Genomic DNA, 15,389 nt, shown 5'->3' on the forward strand with positions numbered 1-15,389 from the left:
AGTTCCTCCCAGTTCTCTATGATGCGATGGCCGTGACCCTTTGGATCATCTCATCGCGGTTTGGTTGTCTCCGCCGTGCGCCCCCATTCCCGCACGACGTTCGGTCACGGCATGAAGTTGAACACCTTTCTTGGACCGAGGTTCTGACGGATCGGAACCTCCGCCAGCTCAACCAGCCGGCAGAGCACCGGCCGGGTTTCCCGTGGATCGATAATGTCTTCCACGGCAAAGGCTTCCGCGGTACGGAACGGCGAGGCGAAGGGCCGGAGCCGGGCTTCGATTTCCTTTTCCTTGGCCGCAGGATCGTCCGCGTCCTGGATCTCGCGGCGAAAGGCGGCCGCAACACCGCCCTCGATCGGAAGCGAGCCCCATTCGGCGGTCGGCCAGGCCAGCTTGTAGTCGACGCCGTTCTTGTTGCAGGTCGCCATGCCCGCCATGCCGTAGCACTTGCGGATAACAAGAGTGGTCGTCGGCACGCTGATCCCGGCGGCGGCGTGTACGACCCGCATTCCTTCGAGAAGGGTCGCGTTCTCCTCTGCGCGGAGCCCAACCATGAAACCGGGCACGTCCACCAGAAAGATCAGCGGCAGGTGGAACGTGTCGCAGAGCTGCATGAAGCGGATCTGCTTGCGCGCGGACTTGTCGTCCATCGCACCGCCGTAGACCATCGGATTGTTGGCGACGATCCCGGCGGGCCGGCCATTGAAGCGCGCGAGAGTCGTGACCACGGACTTGGCGTGGGTCGGCTGGATCTCGAACGCCGAGCCGCGGTCCACGATCATGTCGATCAGCTTCCGGACGTTGAACGCCTGCGTGCGACGTGACGGAACGATCGTGCGCAGACCGTCCTCGCAACGGTCGACGGGATCGTCGCAGGGCGTCACGGGCGGCATCTCCCAGACGTTCTGCGGCATGAAGCTGAGGAAACGGCGGATCTGCTCGAGAGCCTCGGCCTCGGTGTCTGCGGCGTTGTGGATCGTTCCGGCCTTGTCGACGGCAACCGCGGCACCGCCGAGATCCTCCTTGTCGATCACCTGGCCGAGCGAGCGCTTAACCACGGGCGGGCCGGCGGCGAAAATCTGGCTCGACCCGCGGACCATGATGGAGAAGTGCGACAGGATCGCCCTTCCCGCCGGTCCTCCGGCAGCGGTACCGAGGACGGCGGAGGCGACCGGCGATTGTCCCAGGAGCGAGACCGAACGCTCGAAGCCATGCACGCCGGGAAAGACTGTGTGCCGCCGTTTCTCGATCGAGCTGACCGTGCCCCCGGCGCCGTCGATGAGATTGACCAGCGGCAGGCGATAGTGGAAGGCGAAGTCCTCGACCAGCCCGCCCTGGCCGCCCTTGCGCCTTGTGGCGCTGAAGGTCGTGCCGCCGCGAACGGTGAAGTCTTCGCCACCGACGACGACGGTGCGGGAATCGATCGTGACGGTGCCCCCGACATAAGGCGCAGGCGTAACGGATTGCAGCGTCTCGTCGGCGTCGTAGTGCCCCGTGCCGGCCAGCCCGCCGATCTCCTGGAAACTGTCGCGGTCACCAAGTTGCGCGATCCGTTCGCGGACCGTCAGGCGGCCGGCGGCATGCTGGCGCTCGATCGCGACGTCGCCGCCCATCTTCAGCGCCTCCTCGCGGCGGAAGCTGAGTTCGTCGAGCAGATCCTCGATCCCGGGCTGCGATGGGCGTTCGTGATCCGTCATTTGGCGATCACACCAAGTACCGCGTCCTCATCGACGGCATCGCCTTCGGCGACGGTGAGGCTGCTGACCTTGCCGGTCGCCGGCGCTTCCACCGGAATTTCCATCTTCATGGATTCGAGGATCATCAGGATGTCGCCCTCGTTCACGTCCTGCCCCACCGTGCACTCGACCTTCCACACCGAGCCGCTGACCGGTGCCAAAACTTCTTCGTTCGCCATTCGCCTCTCTCTTCCCTGAAAAAGCCGCGGGACCGGAGCCCCGCGCCAACGATCAAAACGTGGTGGGCCAGGTGGCCATGCGGTGCTGTCCGATGCCCTTCGACAGGCGCGCGGTATGGATTTCGAGCATGTCCAGCAGGTAGTCGCGGGTGTTTTCGGGGCGGATCACCGACTGGACGGCATTGATCTCGGCCAGCCCGAAGACGCCCGAATCCTGTTCCATCTGCTGGCGCAGGCGCTCTCGTTCGGCCTCGCCGACGTCGCGCCCCCAGGTCACCACGTCCACCGAATAGGCCGGGTCCATGAAACTCACCTCGGCGGAGGGCCAGGCGGCCACCTCGTCGGAATTCCGGCCGCCGCCCATGTTCAGGTACGCCTGCCCGTAGCTCTTCCGCAGGATGATCGACAGCTTGGGCACGGTGCACAGTTGAAGCGCCGACATGAAGTTCATGATCTTGCCCGGCGCCTTGCGGCGTTCGCCCTCGATGCCGATCACGAAGCCCGGCGTGTCGACCAGAAGGACGATCGGGATGTTGAAGGAATCGCACATCACCAGGAAGCGCGTGATCTTCTCGCAGGCATCAACGTCGAGTGCGCCGGCCTTGAACATCGGGTTGTTGGCGACGAACCCGACCGGGCGTCCCCCCATCCGGGCAAGTCCCGTCGACGCGACGCGGCCGAAGCGCGGCTTGAGCTCGAAGTACGAGTCCGGATCGGCCAGGGCCTCGATGACCTTGCGCACGTCATAGCCCTGACGGCGGCTTTCCGGGACCAGCCGGGTGATGCGCTCGCGCGCGGCGCGGAGCGCGTCCGACCGCTCGTCCGGCGGCTCCATGCAGGGCGGAGCCTCGTTGCAATGCGCCGGCAGGTAGGACAGGAACGTCCGGATCTCTTCGACCGCCTCTTCGTCGCTCTCGACGACGCGATCGATCAGCCCCGTTTTCTCCGAATGCAGCTTCCAGCCGCCCAGATCCTCTGGCTCGACGGTCTGGCCGATGGCAAGCGACGCAAGCCCGTGGCTCGCCACCGCAAGAACGGCGCCCTTCCGCATCACGGTGAAGTCCGACAGGCAGGCATACCAGGCGGACGAGCCGAAGCACTGGCCCAGAACCGCCGACGCCCAGGGGGTCTTGCGATCACGGATATACTGCGTCGGATCGTTGCCCAGCATGGTGCCCATGCCGCGCGCGCCCATGTTGTCGGGCATCCGCGCGCCGGAAGATTCCCCGAACCAGACGATCGGCATGCCGCGTTCGGTGGCCACGCGCTTCACGTGCCCGATCTTGCGCATGTTCGTCATGCTCGACGAGGCGCCCTTGACCGTGAAATCGTTCGATACGACGGCGATTCTGCGGCCGCCCATCCGAGCGTAGCCGGTCACCTTGCCGTCCGCCGGCGTCTTGTGCCGGTCGGCTTCCACGGCGCTCGAAACGCCCAGCAGGCCGATCTCGCGGAACGACCCGGGATCAATCAGGCGATCGACACGTTCGCGCGCATTCAGCAGCCCCGCCTCGGCACGGCGGCGGATCTTGTCGGGGCCACCCATTGCAAGCGCATGACTTTCACGACGGGAAAGCTCGTCGTCGATAGCCGGCTCGCCGGCGGCTGCTTGGACGTCCAGGTTCAAAGTGCGTCTCCCGTCATCGAATGGTCCTCCCGCTGGGAGGCAGGTTCATCGTCCCCCGCAAACAGCACGCCGGCTTCGAGGAGGTCGGCAATCGCCTCCGAAGTCAGGCCGAGCTCGTTCTGGAAGACGGACAGCGTATCGGCCCCGATGGCGCGGCCCGGCCACTCCACCTTTCCGGGCGTGGCGGAGAGGCGCGGCGTCACGTTGGCCATTGCCACCGGGCCGAGAACCGGATCTTCCGGCTGCACGATGGTGTTGCGCGCGGCGTAGTGCGCGTCGGCGAAGATGTCGCGCATGTCATAGATCCGCGCGGCCGGTACATCGGCGTCGTGCAGCTTGGCCTCGACCTCGTCCAGCGGCGCCGAGCCCGTCCAGGTGCCGATGATCCCGTCGAGTTCGTCCTCATGCGCGGTACGCGAGACACCGTCGACAAACCGCGGATCGGCGGCCAGTTCCGGCCTGCCCATCGCCTCGCAGAGCCGACGGAACACCGAGTTGCTGATCGCGGTGATATGGATGAAGCGGCCGTCCGCGGTCGGGTACAGCGAATTGGGCGTGTTGTCCGGCAGGCGGGGGCCGGCGCGCCGCGCGATGGCGCCGAGCTGCTGGTACGCCGGCACATGCGGCTCCATGAAGCTGAAGGCGGCCTCGTACAGCGAAGCGTCGACGACCTGTCCGACGCCGCACTTTTCGCGCGCCAGCAGGGCGATCACCGCACCGAACGCCGCGTAGAGGCCGGTGATGTAGTCGGTCAGGGAAACCGCGACCCGGGCGGGCGGGCGATCCGGGTCGCCCGTGATCTCGCGCATGCCGCTGACGGCTTCGCAGATAACGCCGTAGCCGGGCCGCTTGCTGTAGGGGCCGTCCTGCCCGTATCCGGAAATCCGGACGAGAACGATGCCGGGATTGACGGCTTTCAGGTCGTCGTAGGACAGACCCCACCGCTCCAGCGTTCCGGGCTTGAAGTTCTCGATGACGATGTCGGCCGTCGAACACAGCGCCTTCACGAGGTTCTGACCCTCGGGCCGGCGCAGATCGACCGAGACGTTGCGTTTGTTCCTGAGGATCGACGCGGCATAGAGGGAGCGCCCCTTGGCCCGCTTGCCCATCGACCGGACGGCATCGCCCTCGCGCTGCTCGACCTTGATGACATCCGCCCCGAAATCCGCCAGCAGCCGTGCGCAGAACGGGCCGGCCACCGTCGAACCGAGTTCGATCACACGGCAACCATCGAGAGGACGGGACTTGGGGCGGCTTGCGGGTTCGGTCATCGATTCACTGGCTGGCTTCGTTCTGGTGTCAGGTGGATTTTCCGTACCGGCCCGTCAGAGCAGGAATTTCTGATAGTCAGAGAACCATCGACGCGCGCTTCTGATGTTCTCGCGCTTCAGGGCCTCCGCTTCCTCGGCCTTGCCGGCGATCATCGCGTCGAGGACCTCGCGCTGTTCGAGCATTCCGGCCACGGCCCGGCCGGGCACGAGCACGAGCCGGCGGATCAGCACCCGCGACCGGTCGTAGAGAATGTCGAGGCTTTGCGAGAGGATCTCGTTTTTCGCTTCGTGGAAGCTGAGCTGGCGAAACTGGTTCACGCTCTCGACGTAGAAATCGAGATCGTTGTTCGCCAAAGCCGTCTCGGCCGGGGCGCCGAACCGCTCCCGCAGCGCATCCCAGGTGCCCGGCTTGGCATTCTCGGTTGCCAGGCGGACCGCGAGGGCCTCAAGCACTTCGCGAACTTCGAAGAGCGACTTGACCTGTTCGACACTCAGCCGCGAGACAACCGCGCCCTGATTGCGGACACGCTCGATCAGGCCACGCTCTTCCAGAATGCCGAAGGCCTCCCGCAGACGCGGGCGCGACACGCTGAATTCCTCAGCAAGCGCGGTTTCCCGAAGCTTCGAACCCGGCGGCAGATCGTGATCGACAATTCTCTGCCGCAGCGCGTTCACAACCTCGTTCACCCCCATTTTCGCGTTCTTTGGCATCGGCTCCTCCGGCTCAGCCTCCGGACCGCCGCCTTGATTGACAGCGACCCTATGCAGCGTCTTCAATATTGTCAACAATGTTATCGACAATTACGTATTCACGAGTGATAACATTATATTAGACGACCGCCCCGATGAGAAACGGTTCAGGCTTGGATTGAGAAATTTGGTCCGCGCCGATGGAGCAAATCGGGCCTCCATTCTGAGTAGGAAGGAGGCTGGAATGGACCGAAAAACGCACTCCGCCTGAACAGGACGTCGGAACGTCGCGCACAGCCCAGGCGCGATCGAGCCAGGCCATACAGCCGGGAGACCTGCCGCAGTTTCGGGATTTCAGCGCAAAGTGACGATCGCTGGCGCCACGGACATGGCTGAACGGGCAATCGTCACCTCGCCCAAGGCGCGACTCGCCTGCCTTGTGACCCGGGCCAGCGTCGCGCCCATATCCGAGGCACGGGTCTGACGCCGGACCTCGACTGATCAGATGTCCCTGGTTCCCGGGAATTCATCAGAGGCGTCCGGGATCACTCGCGGCGGCAACGCCTGGTCGGCTGCGACCCGTCGGCTACGACCCGCCGGACGGAACCCGTCGCCAACCGATCCTCAGGCCAGCATCCGGCTGTCGCCGCAAACCGAAAGCGCCTGCCCGGAGATCGTCCGGCCGCGTGGACTCGTGACAAAGAGGATTTGGTCTGCGATCTGGTCGGGCTGCACGTATTGCTTGATTGAGGTGTAGGAGAAGGCCTCGGCCTCGATCTGTTCGAAGCTCATCCCTCTTCGCTGGGCCTTGGCCTCGAGCACCCGCCGCTGGCGGTCTCCCGCAACGATGCCGGGCAGGATGGCATTGCAGCGGATGCCGTCCGGGCCGAGCTCGATCGACAACGACTTGGTGAAACCGATCACGCCCCATTTCGCCGTGGCGTAAGGCGTGCGCATGGCAAAGCCGAGCCGCCCCGCGATGGAGGACAGGTTGACGATCGAGGCGTTGTCGCTTTTGCGCAAGGCAGGGACGGCATGGCGCACACAGTGAAACTGGGATGACAGGCAGACGGCGAGGCACGTGTCCCAGTCGGCGGGATCGATCTCATCGACCGGTCCGGTCGGCCCAGCGATCCCGGCATTGTTCACCAGCACATCCAACCCGCCAAGGTGATCCAGCGCCGCCACCATGAAGCGCTCGATATGACCTGCATCCCCCATGTCGGCATGCATGCGAAAGACGTCGTCCGGCAGCGTCACGAGCGCGTCTTCGGCGATGTCGCAGGTGGCCACCCGTGCGCCCTCGGCCAGGTAGGCCTCGACGATGGCGCGGCCGATGCCCTGCGCACCTGCGGTCACGATGACGCGCGCCCCCTCCAGTTCCAGGTTCACGTGATGATCCTCCTCCTGCTGTCTTCCGTATCCATGCCCGCCTGGGCGCGAATGAGCTCGGAGGCAACGCGAATGTCCTCGGACACCGCGTGCGCCGCCGCCGCTCCGTCGCGCGCCGTGAGCGCGTCGCAGAGCATCCGGTGATGCGACCGCGAATGGTGCCCGCGCGACCGTGTCATCTCCTCGTCGGCGGGCACTCCCGCCGCCACGCCGATGTCGAAGTTGATGATCGGCCCGGCCTTGAGCCAGAGCATGGTGATCAGCTCCATCAGCACATCCGACCCCGCCGCGCGGTAGAGCGCGAAATGCAGGTCCTTGTTCGCCGCCACTGCCGCCGGACTTCCGTAGGCGCTGTCCAGCACCTCGTCGAACCGCTCCGCCAGAGCGATGACCCCCGCGATCTCCGTCTTGGAAGCACGCTCTGCCGCAAGCCGCGCCGCCTGCCCCTCGTTCAGCATCCGCACCATGGTCAGATCGGCGAATTCCGCCGCCGTCATCAGCGGCACCATCACGGCCCGCTTGGGCGAAACCTCCAGCGCGCCACTGGCCGCCAGACGACTCACGGCTTCGCGCACCGGCATCATCGAGACCTCGAGTCGCTCGGCAAGATCCCTCAGGGAGAGGCGGTCGCGCGGCTTCAGCGCTCCGGACAACAGCATCTCGCTCAGGGTGTCGAACACCTGATCGGAAAGTGTCTGCCGACGGGCGGGGCGTAGCTGGTCAAGCGGCTGGCCCATGAATCCGTTAACTCCTGTTGACTCCCAGCGCACCCCTCTGCAACTGTGATCTCAGATCACACAGTATCGGGCGAGACGGCAACTCCTGCAACCATTGATCTTCCGACGGAGGAGGAACCGCGGCCAGAAATATCATGCGCCCCCGATGCGGTGCGATCCGCAATCAAAAGATTCCAAGGAGGATTTCCATGACGACCACCAACAAAACCCGCAGGGAGTTCCTGCTGACGGGTGCGGCCGGTCTTGCGCTGACCGTCGCGGCCCCGGCCTATCTGCGCGCGCAATCCGCACCGCTCAAGATCGGCCACCTCACCCCCACCACCGGTTTCCTTGGTCCGCTCGGCGAATACGCCCAAATGGGCATCCAGCTGGCGGTGGAGCACATCAACGCCAACGGTGGCGCCGGCGGGCGGCAGGTCGAGCTCATCATGGAGGACAGCGTCAACCCGCAGACCGCCTCGACCAAGGCCGAGCGCATGTTCGAGCGCGATCAGGTCGACATGATCATCGGCGAGATCTCCTCCGCCTCGTGTCTCACGATCAGCCAGGTGGCGGCGCGCTACAAGAAGTGTTTCGTGAACACCGGCGGCAACTCCGACAGCCTGCGCGGGAAGGATTGCAACCGCTACATGTTCCACGTCGAGACGCAGAACTCGATGTACGTGAACGCCGAGGGCCAGTTCTTCAAGGGTGAAGGCCTGGTCGACGGCAAGAACTGGTTCACGATGACGGCGGACTATGCCTTCGGCCACGACCTGTTGGCGGCGGCTAAGGCCTTCCTCGATGCCAATGGCGGCAATCTCGTCGGTGACGAGTTGGTGCCGACCGATGCCACCGACTTCTCCTCCTACCTGCTGAAGATCCGTCAGGCCGAGCCCGACGTCGTGGCGCTGAACCTCGCGGGAACGCAGATCACCAACTTCTTCAAGCAGTACAGCGAGTTCGGGCTCGACTTCACACTCGGCGGCTTCGGCTTCGACACGGTGTCGGCATGGGCCGCGGGCGCGCAGAACTTCCGCGGCACCTGGCCCAACGTCTGGAACCACCTCGTGCCGAACGACCCGAGCCAGGCCTTCGTCAAGGCGTTCAGCGATGCCTACGAGAAGCCGCCCGAGAACCAGGCCTGGGGCGACTACAACGCCGGCCTCATCATGGCGCAAGCCGTGGCGGCGGCGGGCGATGCCTCCGGCGACGCGCTGGTGGACTACCTCGAAAGCTCCGAGGCCCAGTTCGACCTGATGAAGAACCGCAAGGGCTATTTCCGCCCCGAGGATCACCAGCTCATCCAGGAGATCTACGCCATTACCGCGCTGCCGGCGGACCAGGTGAAGAACGAGTGGGACATCTTCACCACCTCCGAGCCGCTCCCCGGCGCGGGCGAACCGCTCGAAACGCTCGCTCAGAGCGTCACCGGCGGCACCTGCTCGCTCTGAGCCGATCCGGGGGCGGAGCACGCTCCGCCCCCGACTCCAAGGACAATCGACGGGGAGGCATCGCGCCACCATGCTGGGGGCATTCATCGCGCAGGTTCTGAACGGGCTGCTCGACGGCACCTACTACCTGCTCATCGCGCTGGGGCTGTCGCTGATCTTTTCGCTGGGCGGAATCATCAACCTCGCGCACGGGGCGTTCTTCGCCATCGGCGCCTATCTCGCCATCACGATCACGCCTTACGTCGGCTTTTTCGGGGCGCTGATCCTCGTTCCGCTGATCGTCGCGGGGCTGGGGATGCTCACGGAGCGGTCGCTCTTCACCCGCTTCTACCGGGTCGATCCGCTGTATTCCCTGCTGCTGACCTTCGGCCTCGCCATGGTGATCGAACAGGGGCTGCGCTGGATCTACGGTGCCTCGCCGCAAAGCTACAACATGCCCGATATCCTGCGCGGCCAGGTCTTTCTCGGCGACTTCATCTATTCGCGATACCGCATCTTCCTGATCGCCGTGGCGGTCGCCTCCGTGGCCGCGCTGTGGGTCCTTCTGAACCGGACGTCCTTTGGTCGGATCGTCCGCGCCGGCGTTCAGAATCCCGAGATCGTGGGATCGCTCGGCATCTCGCTGCGGCCTTACCTTTCCGTGGTGGCGGGCATCGGCATCGGTCTTGCCGGCCTGGCCGGCGTCCTGCTGTCGCCCATCTACACAATCCACCCCGCCATGGGGGCAGAGATCATCACGCTGGCGTTTGTCGTGGTGGTGATCGGGGGCCTCGGGTCCTTCTGGGGCGTCATCATCGCCGCCGTCCTGGTGGGCCTCACCAAGGGCGTTCTCGTCGCCGTCGGCCTGTCGTCCTGGTCCACCGCCGCCATCTATCTCCTGATGTTCGTCGTCCTGCTGCTGCGTCCGCGCGGGCTGCTGGGCGAGCGCATCCTCCGCTTCGAGTAGCCCCATGATCCGCAGTCATCCGCTTCTGGTCGCGGGCGTCGCGCTGATCGTGCTGCCCTTCATCATCCTCGCCGCCGGCCTCACCTACACGTCGGCGACCGAGGTCGTGGTCTATGGCCTCGCCTGCATGGGCCTCAACATCCTGGCCGGCCGCACCGGCCTGGTGAGCTTCGGCCACGGCGCGTGGTTCGGGCTTGGCGCCTATATCGCCGGGCTGACCTCGCTCGCCATGGGCGGGGCCTTCTGGATCCCGATGCTGGTGGCCGTGGTGCTCACCGCCGTGGTCGCCACGGGCTTCGGCGCGCTGATCCTGCGCCGCCGCGGCGTCTACTTCTCGCTCATGACGCTGGCGCTCTCCGCGCTCGGCTTCAGCATTGCCTTCCGCTGGACCGAGGTGACGGGCGGCGAGAACGGTCTGGGCGGGATCGACCGGCCGGCGTTCTTCGGTCTCGATTTCGAGATGTCCCAGCCCTATTACTGGCTGGTCGCGGCCATCGCCTTCGCCGTCCTCGTCGTGCTCTGGCGCTTCAACAATTCGCCGCTGGGCACCGTGCTCCTCGCGATCCGCGAGAACGAGCAGCGGTCCCGCTTCCTGGGCTACAAGGTCGACCGCTACAAACTCGCGGCCTTCGTTCTCTCCGCCACGATCACGGCGCTGGCGGGCGTGCTGCTGCTCTACAAGAACCGCATGACTTCGGCCGAACCGATGTCCGTCATCTTCTCGGGCGAGCTTCTGGCCATGGTCGTGATCGGCGGGATGCGCAGCTTTATCGGACCCGCCGTCGGCGCGCTGTTCTACATCCTGTTCCGGGAATACCTGTCGATCTACACCGACAACTGGCTGCTCTGGTTCGGCCTCGTGTTCATGGTCTTCGTGCTCTACGCCCGCGACGGCCTCATCGGCATCCCGGGCCAGATCGGCCGCCATTTCAACCCGCCCGCCGAGACCGGCGCCGCCATGGCCGGCCGCAAGGCCGAGGTGCACCCCCTGCCCGCCTTCCTCAAGCCCACCGACCACGTCGACGGGCCCCTGCTTGTGGCCAAGGGCATCTCCAAGCACTTCGGCGGCCTGAAAGCCGTGGACGACGTCGACATCTCGGTGCGCGACCGCTCGCTGCATGCGCTGATCGGCCCGAACGGCGCGGGCAAGACGACCGCCTTCAACCTGCTCTCGGGTCTCTACAAGCCCGACGCGGGCGACGTGAGACTGGCCGGCGCCCCGCTCTCCGGCCGCACGCCCGAGGAGATCTCGGCGGCGGGCATCGGGCGGAGCTTCCAGATCACCAACCTGTTCCCCTCGCTCACCGTGCAGGAAAACATCCGCCTTGCCGTGCAGGCAGGCGATCCGCGGCGCATGAACCCGCTGATCCGCGCCCGCGACCTCGACGAGGTCAACAGCCGCACGGCACAGATCCTCGACTACGCCGGTCTGGCCGGGATGGAACAGGCCGAGGCCGCCTCGCTGTCCTACGGCGGTCAGCGGCTCCTGGACCTCGGCCTCGCACTCGGCAACCACCCCTGCATCCTGCTGGCCGACGAGCCATTGGCGGGCCTGTCGGTCGCCGAACGGGAGCGGATCGGCGTGCTGCTCAAGACGCTGTCCGCGGACATTCCGGTGCTGCTTGTCGAACATGACATCGACCGGGTCTTCGAACTCGCCGACCAGGTGACGGTGATGAACGAAGGCCGGGTCCTGCTCGACGGCACGGTGAAGCAGGCACGCGCGGACAAACGCGTGCAGGAGGTCTATATCGGCTCCGGCACCTCCGTCGTTGCGGCCAGGCCGCGCGAGAGTGCGATGCGCGACGATGTGGTGCTGTCGCTCGACAAGGTGAACGTGAGTTACGGCAAGAGCCACATTCTCAACGACGTCTCCTTCGATCTGCGGCAGGGCGAGATCCTCGCGCTGCTGGGTCGCAACGGGGCGGGCAAGTCGACGCTGCTCAAGTCCCTCATCGGGATCGCTCCCGTAGGCAGCGGCGAGATCCGCATGGACGGTCGGCCCCTATCGGGCCTGCCTTCCGCCGCGATGGCCCGCGCCGGGATTTCCTACGTTCCGCAAGGCCGAGGCCTGTTCGCCGGGATGACCGTGGCGGAAAACCTGGAACTCGGCCGCATCCGGCGTCATACTGGCCACGGAGTGCACTGGACCCAGGACCGCATTTTCTCGTACTTCCCCCGCCTCAAGGAACGGCTCGACATCCCCGCCGACTACCTGTCGGGCGGTGAACAGCAGATGGCGGCGGTGGCCCGGGCGCTGTCGGGCGACACCCGCGTCCTGCTGCTGGACGAACCCTTCGAAGGCCTGTCCCCGGCAGTCGTGGAGCAGCTTTTCGAGACCTTCGACACCCTGCGCCAGGACGTTTCCATCATCATCGTGGACCACAATCTCGATCTCGCGCTCGCCCTGTCGGACCGCACGGTCGCACTGGAACGGGGCAGCATAATCCACGAGGGACCGTCCGCCGCGCTGGCGACCGATATCGACCTACGCCGCCAGGTGCTCTGGCTCTGACAAGAGGACTATCCATGACCGAAACGGTTGCCATCATCGGTGCGGGCCTCATCGGCCGCTCATGGGCCGCGCTTTTCGCGCGTGCCGGATACGCGGTGCGGGTCTGGGACGCCGACCCCGGGGTGCTGGAGCGGTTCGCCGAGGACATGGCCGTGCTCTGCGACACCCTCGTGGCAGAAGGACTGCTTGCTGATCGCGACGGCACGCTCGCCCGTATGGAGACCCGCCCGACGCTGGAGGATGCCGTCGCCGGCGCGCATTTCGTGCAGGAGAACGGACCGGAACGGATCGAGGTCAAGCAGGCGCTTTTCGCCAGGCTGGACGCCGCCACCCCGGCGCAAGCCGTGATCGCCTCATCCACATCCGCGATCGTCCCGTCGCGCTTTACCGAGCCGCTGACGCATCGCGCCCGCTGCCTCGTCGGCCACCCGGTGAACCCGCCGCACCTCGTGCCGGTGGTGGAGCTCTGCCCCGCCCCCTGGACGGCGGCCGAGACCCTGGATCGCGCCGAGGCGGTCTACGCAAAGATCGGCCAGGTCCCCGTCCGCATGACCCGCGAGCGCGACGGCTTCGTCCTGAACCGCCTGCAGGGGGCGCTGCTGGGCGAGGCCCTGCGGCTGCTCGGGGAAGGCGTGGTCTCGGTCGAGGGGCTCGACGCCACGATCAAGGACGGGCTGGGCCTTCGCTGGGCGCTCATGGGACCGATCGAGACCATCGACCTGAATGCCCCCGGCGGCATCGTCGACTATGCCGCCCGATACGGTGGCTTCTATGGCCGCCTTGCCGAGGCCCCCGCCGGACCGGAGGTGTTCTCGGTCGAAAACGCCGAGCAGATCGCCGCGACGTGGCCGCAGGACCGCACGCCCGAGACCATACGGGCCCGGCAGGATCGCCGCGACCGGCGCCTTGCCGCGCTGCGCCGCCATCTTGCCGCCGACCGGATTTAATCAAGGAGACTCAAAAATGGCCAAACCCCGCAAGGTCATCATCACCTGCGCCGTCACCGGCGCGATCCACACGCCGTCCATGTCGGAATACCTGCCCGTCACCGCGTCCGAAATCGCCGACGCCGCCATCGGCGCGGCCAAGGCCGGGGCGGCAGTGGTGCACCTGCACGCCCGGGACCCGAAGGATGGCCGCCCCGACCAGACGCCGGAAGCCTTTTCGCCCTTCCTCGGGATCATCAAGCAGGCGTCGGACTGCGTCGTGAACATCACCACCGGCGGGGCGCCCACGATGACCATCGAGGAGCGCATCCGCCCCGCCGAAACGCACCAGCCCGAGATCGCCTCACTCAACATGGGATCGATGAACTTCGGTCTGTTCCCGATGCTGAAACGGTTTCCGAACCTGAAGCACGCATGGGAACGCGACTACGTCGGCAACAAGAACATCATCTTCAACAACAGCTTCGGGCAGATCGAACACATCCTGACCACGCTTGGGGCACTGGGAACGAAATTCGAGTTCGAATGCTACGACACCGCGCACCTCTACAACCTCAAGCACTTCCTAGACGAAGGGCTGGTCAAGGGGCCGCTGTTCATCCAGACGGTCTTCGGCCTGATGGGCGGGATCGGCGCGCACCCCGATGACGTGACGCACATGAAGCGCACAGCCGACAGGCTGTTCGGCGACCAGTATCGCTGGTCGGTGCTTGGCGCAGGCAAGAACCAGCTACCCATCGCGGCCATGGCGGCCGCCATGGGTGGACACGTGCGCGTGGGACTGGAGGATTCGCTGTGGGCCGGGCCGGGCACGCTGGCCGAGAGCAATGCCGTTCAGGTCGAAAAGGCGCGGCAGATCATCGAAGGACTGGGGCTTGAACTCGCCTCACCCGACGAGGCCCGTGAAATCCTCGAGACCAAGGGCCCGGACAAGGTGGCCTTCTGACGGACGGCGCGTCCCGCGCCTCGCTTGCGCCTCTTTCGGTCAAGGCGGCAAGCCCCTTGCGGCCCCGGCGAGCCTATCTCCGCTCGGGGCCGGCCGACCAATCTGAACTCGGGAGGGAGAGACGAAGGCCAGACAGCATCCAAAAGAGACAGTTATTTCGTATTAGATAAATTATCAGAGCCCAATAAAGGCGCCCAAATTAACAGCATTTCCGAAACGACCCATGAAAGCACTAATCACATCATACTTGTCAGATTAGAGCTGAATTGCTCGATATGACGACGCATCGCGGCCTTGGCCTCCTCGGCCTTATGGGCGGATATTGCCTTGACGATGTCGGTGTGCTGCTCGAGAACGCGATTCTGATGTTCTGTGGACTTGAGTGAAATGAACCAGAAGCGTGTCGCCCGGTCATGCAGATTCGCCAGGATCTCCTTCATGACCGAATTGCCGCCCGCCGAAGCGACCAGACTGTGAAACTCGCTGTCGAGCTCCAGGATTTCCTCAAGCCTGCGCTTGTCGATGGCCAGCCGCATCCTGTCCAGATTGTCCTCCAGCCGATCGATCAGCCCCTGCTCGATGCGCTCCGCCGCGACACCGGCGCAGTACCCCTCGGTCAAGAGACGCATTTCCACGATCGCGAACGCTTCATCCAAGCTGAGCGGTTTCACGATCACGCCCTTGCGCGGCATCACCTCCACGAGGCCGTCGGTCATCAGCCGATCCAGCGCCTGATGAACCGGCGTCCTGCCGATACCGAGGCGATCGCTGAGGTGGGCTTCTCCGATGATCTCGCCGGGGCGAAGTTTGCAGGTAATGATTTCTTTCTTGATGATCTCGTAGGCGCGATCCCGCAACGATTGGCGCTGCGGAGCCCTCCCGCGTCGCTGCCCACTCGCGACCGCTGATTTCGTCGACGGTGTCGTCATGCGATACATCTCCTCACTTGGCGCAACGGCCCGCGGGACTG

General features: G+C 65.4%; 13 protein-coding genes. 5 read left to right on the forward strand and 8 right to left on the reverse strand.

Annotated features, from left to right (window positions below; all coding sequences use genetic code 11):
- Nucleotides 1-104: 104 nt before the first annotated feature.
- The 7 genes from MUB46_RS20315 to MUB46_RS20345 all read right to left on the reverse strand — a co-directional run bounded on the left by MUB46_RS20315 (nt 105) and on the right by MUB46_RS20345 (nt 7,632).
- Nucleotides 105-1,697: an acyl-CoA carboxylase subunit beta gene (locus tag MUB46_RS20315; protein ID WP_261617798.1), complete on the reverse strand. Its 1,593-nt coding sequence runs from the start codon at nt 1,695-1,697 to the stop codon at nt 105-107.
- Nucleotides 1,694-1,915: a biotin/lipoyl-containing protein gene (locus MUB46_RS20320; protein ID WP_261617799.1), complete on the reverse strand. Its 222-nt coding sequence runs from the start codon at nt 1,913-1,915 to the stop codon at nt 1,694-1,696. The genes MUB46_RS20315 and MUB46_RS20320 overlap by 4 nt, the downstream gene beginning before the upstream one ends.
- Before the next feature lie 52 nt (nt 1,916-1,967).
- Nucleotides 1,968-3,542 (reverse strand): acyl-CoA carboxylase subunit beta, encoded by a 1,575-nt coding sequence (locus tag MUB46_RS20325; RefSeq protein ID WP_261617800.1) that lies wholly within the window; start codon nt 3,540-3,542, stop codon nt 1,968-1,970.
- A complete protein-coding gene (locus MUB46_RS20330; protein WP_261617801.1) occupies nt 3,539-4,813 on the reverse strand; it encodes a CaiB/BaiF CoA transferase family protein in 1,275 nt (424 codons plus the stop codon). The genes MUB46_RS20325 and MUB46_RS20330 overlap by 4 nt, the downstream gene beginning before the upstream one ends.
- Before the next feature lie 54 nt (nt 4,814-4,867).
- Nucleotides 4,868-5,524, reverse strand: coding sequence for a GntR family transcriptional regulator (locus MUB46_RS20335; RefSeq protein ID WP_261617802.1), 657 nt, complete (start codon nt 5,522-5,524; stop codon nt 4,868-4,870).
- Nucleotides 5,525-6,127: 603 nt separating this feature from the next.
- Complete coding sequence (locus tag MUB46_RS20340; RefSeq protein WP_261617803.1) at nt 6,128-6,895, reverse strand: SDR family oxidoreductase; 768 nt, start codon at nt 6,893-6,895, stop codon at nt 6,128-6,130.
- Nucleotides 6,892-7,632 (reverse strand): GntR family transcriptional regulator, encoded by a 741-nt coding sequence (locus tag MUB46_RS20345; RefSeq protein WP_261617804.1) that lies wholly within the window; start codon nt 7,630-7,632, stop codon nt 6,892-6,894. The genes MUB46_RS20340 and MUB46_RS20345 overlap by 4 nt, the downstream gene beginning before the upstream one ends.
- A 188-nt stretch (nt 7,633-7,820) precedes the next feature.
- Between MUB46_RS20345 and MUB46_RS20350 the strand changes: the two genes are divergently transcribed.
- The 5 genes from MUB46_RS20350 to kce all read left to right on the forward strand — a co-directional run bounded on the left by MUB46_RS20350 (nt 7,821) and on the right by kce (nt 14,419).
- On the forward strand, nt 7,821-9,065 hold the full coding sequence (locus MUB46_RS20350) for an ABC transporter substrate-binding protein (RefSeq protein WP_261617805.1): 1,245 nt from the start codon (nt 7,821-7,823) through the stop codon (nt 9,063-9,065).
- Nucleotides 9,066-9,135: 70 nt separating this feature from the next.
- Nucleotides 9,136-10,011, forward strand: coding sequence for a branched-chain amino acid ABC transporter permease (locus MUB46_RS20355; RefSeq protein ID WP_261617806.1), 876 nt, complete (start codon nt 9,136-9,138; stop codon nt 10,009-10,011).
- Between the two features lie 4 nt (nt 10,012-10,015).
- Entirely contained in the window at nt 10,016-12,526 is a 2,511-nt protein-coding gene (locus MUB46_RS20360) for a branched-chain amino acid ABC transporter ATP-binding protein/permease (protein ID WP_261617807.1), read from the forward strand.
- Between the two features lie 14 nt (nt 12,527-12,540).
- Entirely contained in the window at nt 12,541-13,473 is a 933-nt protein-coding gene (locus tag MUB46_RS20365; protein ID WP_261617808.1) for a 3-hydroxyacyl-CoA dehydrogenase, read from the forward strand.
- 16 nt (nt 13,474-13,489) lie between these two features.
- A complete protein-coding gene (gene kce, locus MUB46_RS20370; RefSeq protein ID WP_261617809.1) occupies nt 13,490-14,419 on the forward strand; it encodes a 3,5-dioxohexanoate:acetyl-CoA acetone transferase in 930 nt (309 codons plus the stop codon).
- A 236-nt stretch (nt 14,420-14,655) separates the two neighbouring features.
- Here kce and MUB46_RS20375 read toward each other — a convergent pair whose 3' ends face one another.
- Nucleotides 14,656-15,348 carry a GntR family transcriptional regulator gene (locus MUB46_RS20375; protein ID WP_261617810.1) on the reverse strand — a complete coding sequence of 231 codons (693 nt, stop codon included), beginning with the start codon at nt 15,346-15,348 and terminating at the stop codon, nt 14,656-14,658.
- Nucleotides 15,349-15,389 lie beyond the last annotated feature (41 nt).

This window comes from Microbaculum marinisediminis, from assembly GCF_025397915.1.
Classification (GTDB): domain Bacteria; phylum Pseudomonadota; class Alphaproteobacteria; order Rhizobiales; family Tepidamorphaceae; genus Microbaculum; species Microbaculum marinisediminis.

Bases quoted from the DNA above. Each gene is read 5' to 3' on its own strand.
- MUB46_RS20330 (WP_261617801.1), bottom strand. From the start codon at position 4,813: ATGACCGAACCCGCAAGCCGCCCCAAGTCCCGTCCTCTCGATGGTTGC.
- MUB46_RS20315 (WP_261617798.1), bottom strand. From the start codon at position 1,697: ATGACGGATCACGAACGCCCATCGCAGCCCGGGATCGAGGATCTGCTC.
- MUB46_RS20360 (WP_261617807.1), top strand. From the start codon at position 10,016: ATGATCCGCAGTCATCCGCTTCTGGTCGCGGGCGTCGCGCTGATCGTG.
- kce (WP_261617809.1), top strand. From the start codon at position 13,490: ATGGCCAAACCCCGCAAGGTCATCATCACCTGCGCCGTCACCGGCGCG.
- MUB46_RS20355 (WP_261617806.1), top strand. From the start codon at position 9,136: ATGCTGGGGGCATTCATCGCGCAGGTTCTGAACGGGCTGCTCGACGGC.
- MUB46_RS20320 (WP_261617799.1), bottom strand. From the start codon at position 1,915: ATGGCGAACGAAGAAGTTTTGGCACCGGTCAGCGGCTCGGTGTGGAAG.
- MUB46_RS20335 (WP_261617802.1), bottom strand. From the start codon at position 5,524: ATGCCAAAGAACGCGAAAATGGGGGTGAACGAGGTTGTGAACGCGCTG.
- MUB46_RS20365 (WP_261617808.1), top strand. From the start codon at position 12,541: ATGACCGAAACGGTTGCCATCATCGGTGCGGGCCTCATCGGCCGCTCA.
- MUB46_RS20345 (WP_261617804.1), bottom strand. From the start codon at position 7,632: ATGGGCCAGCCGCTTGACCAGCTACGCCCCGCCCGTCGGCAGACACTT.
- MUB46_RS20375 (WP_261617810.1), bottom strand. From the start codon at position 15,348: ATGACGACACCGTCGACGAAATCAGCGGTCGCGAGTGGGCAGCGACGC.
- MUB46_RS20350 (WP_261617805.1), top strand. From the start codon at position 7,821: ATGACGACCACCAACAAAACCCGCAGGGAGTTCCTGCTGACGGGTGCG.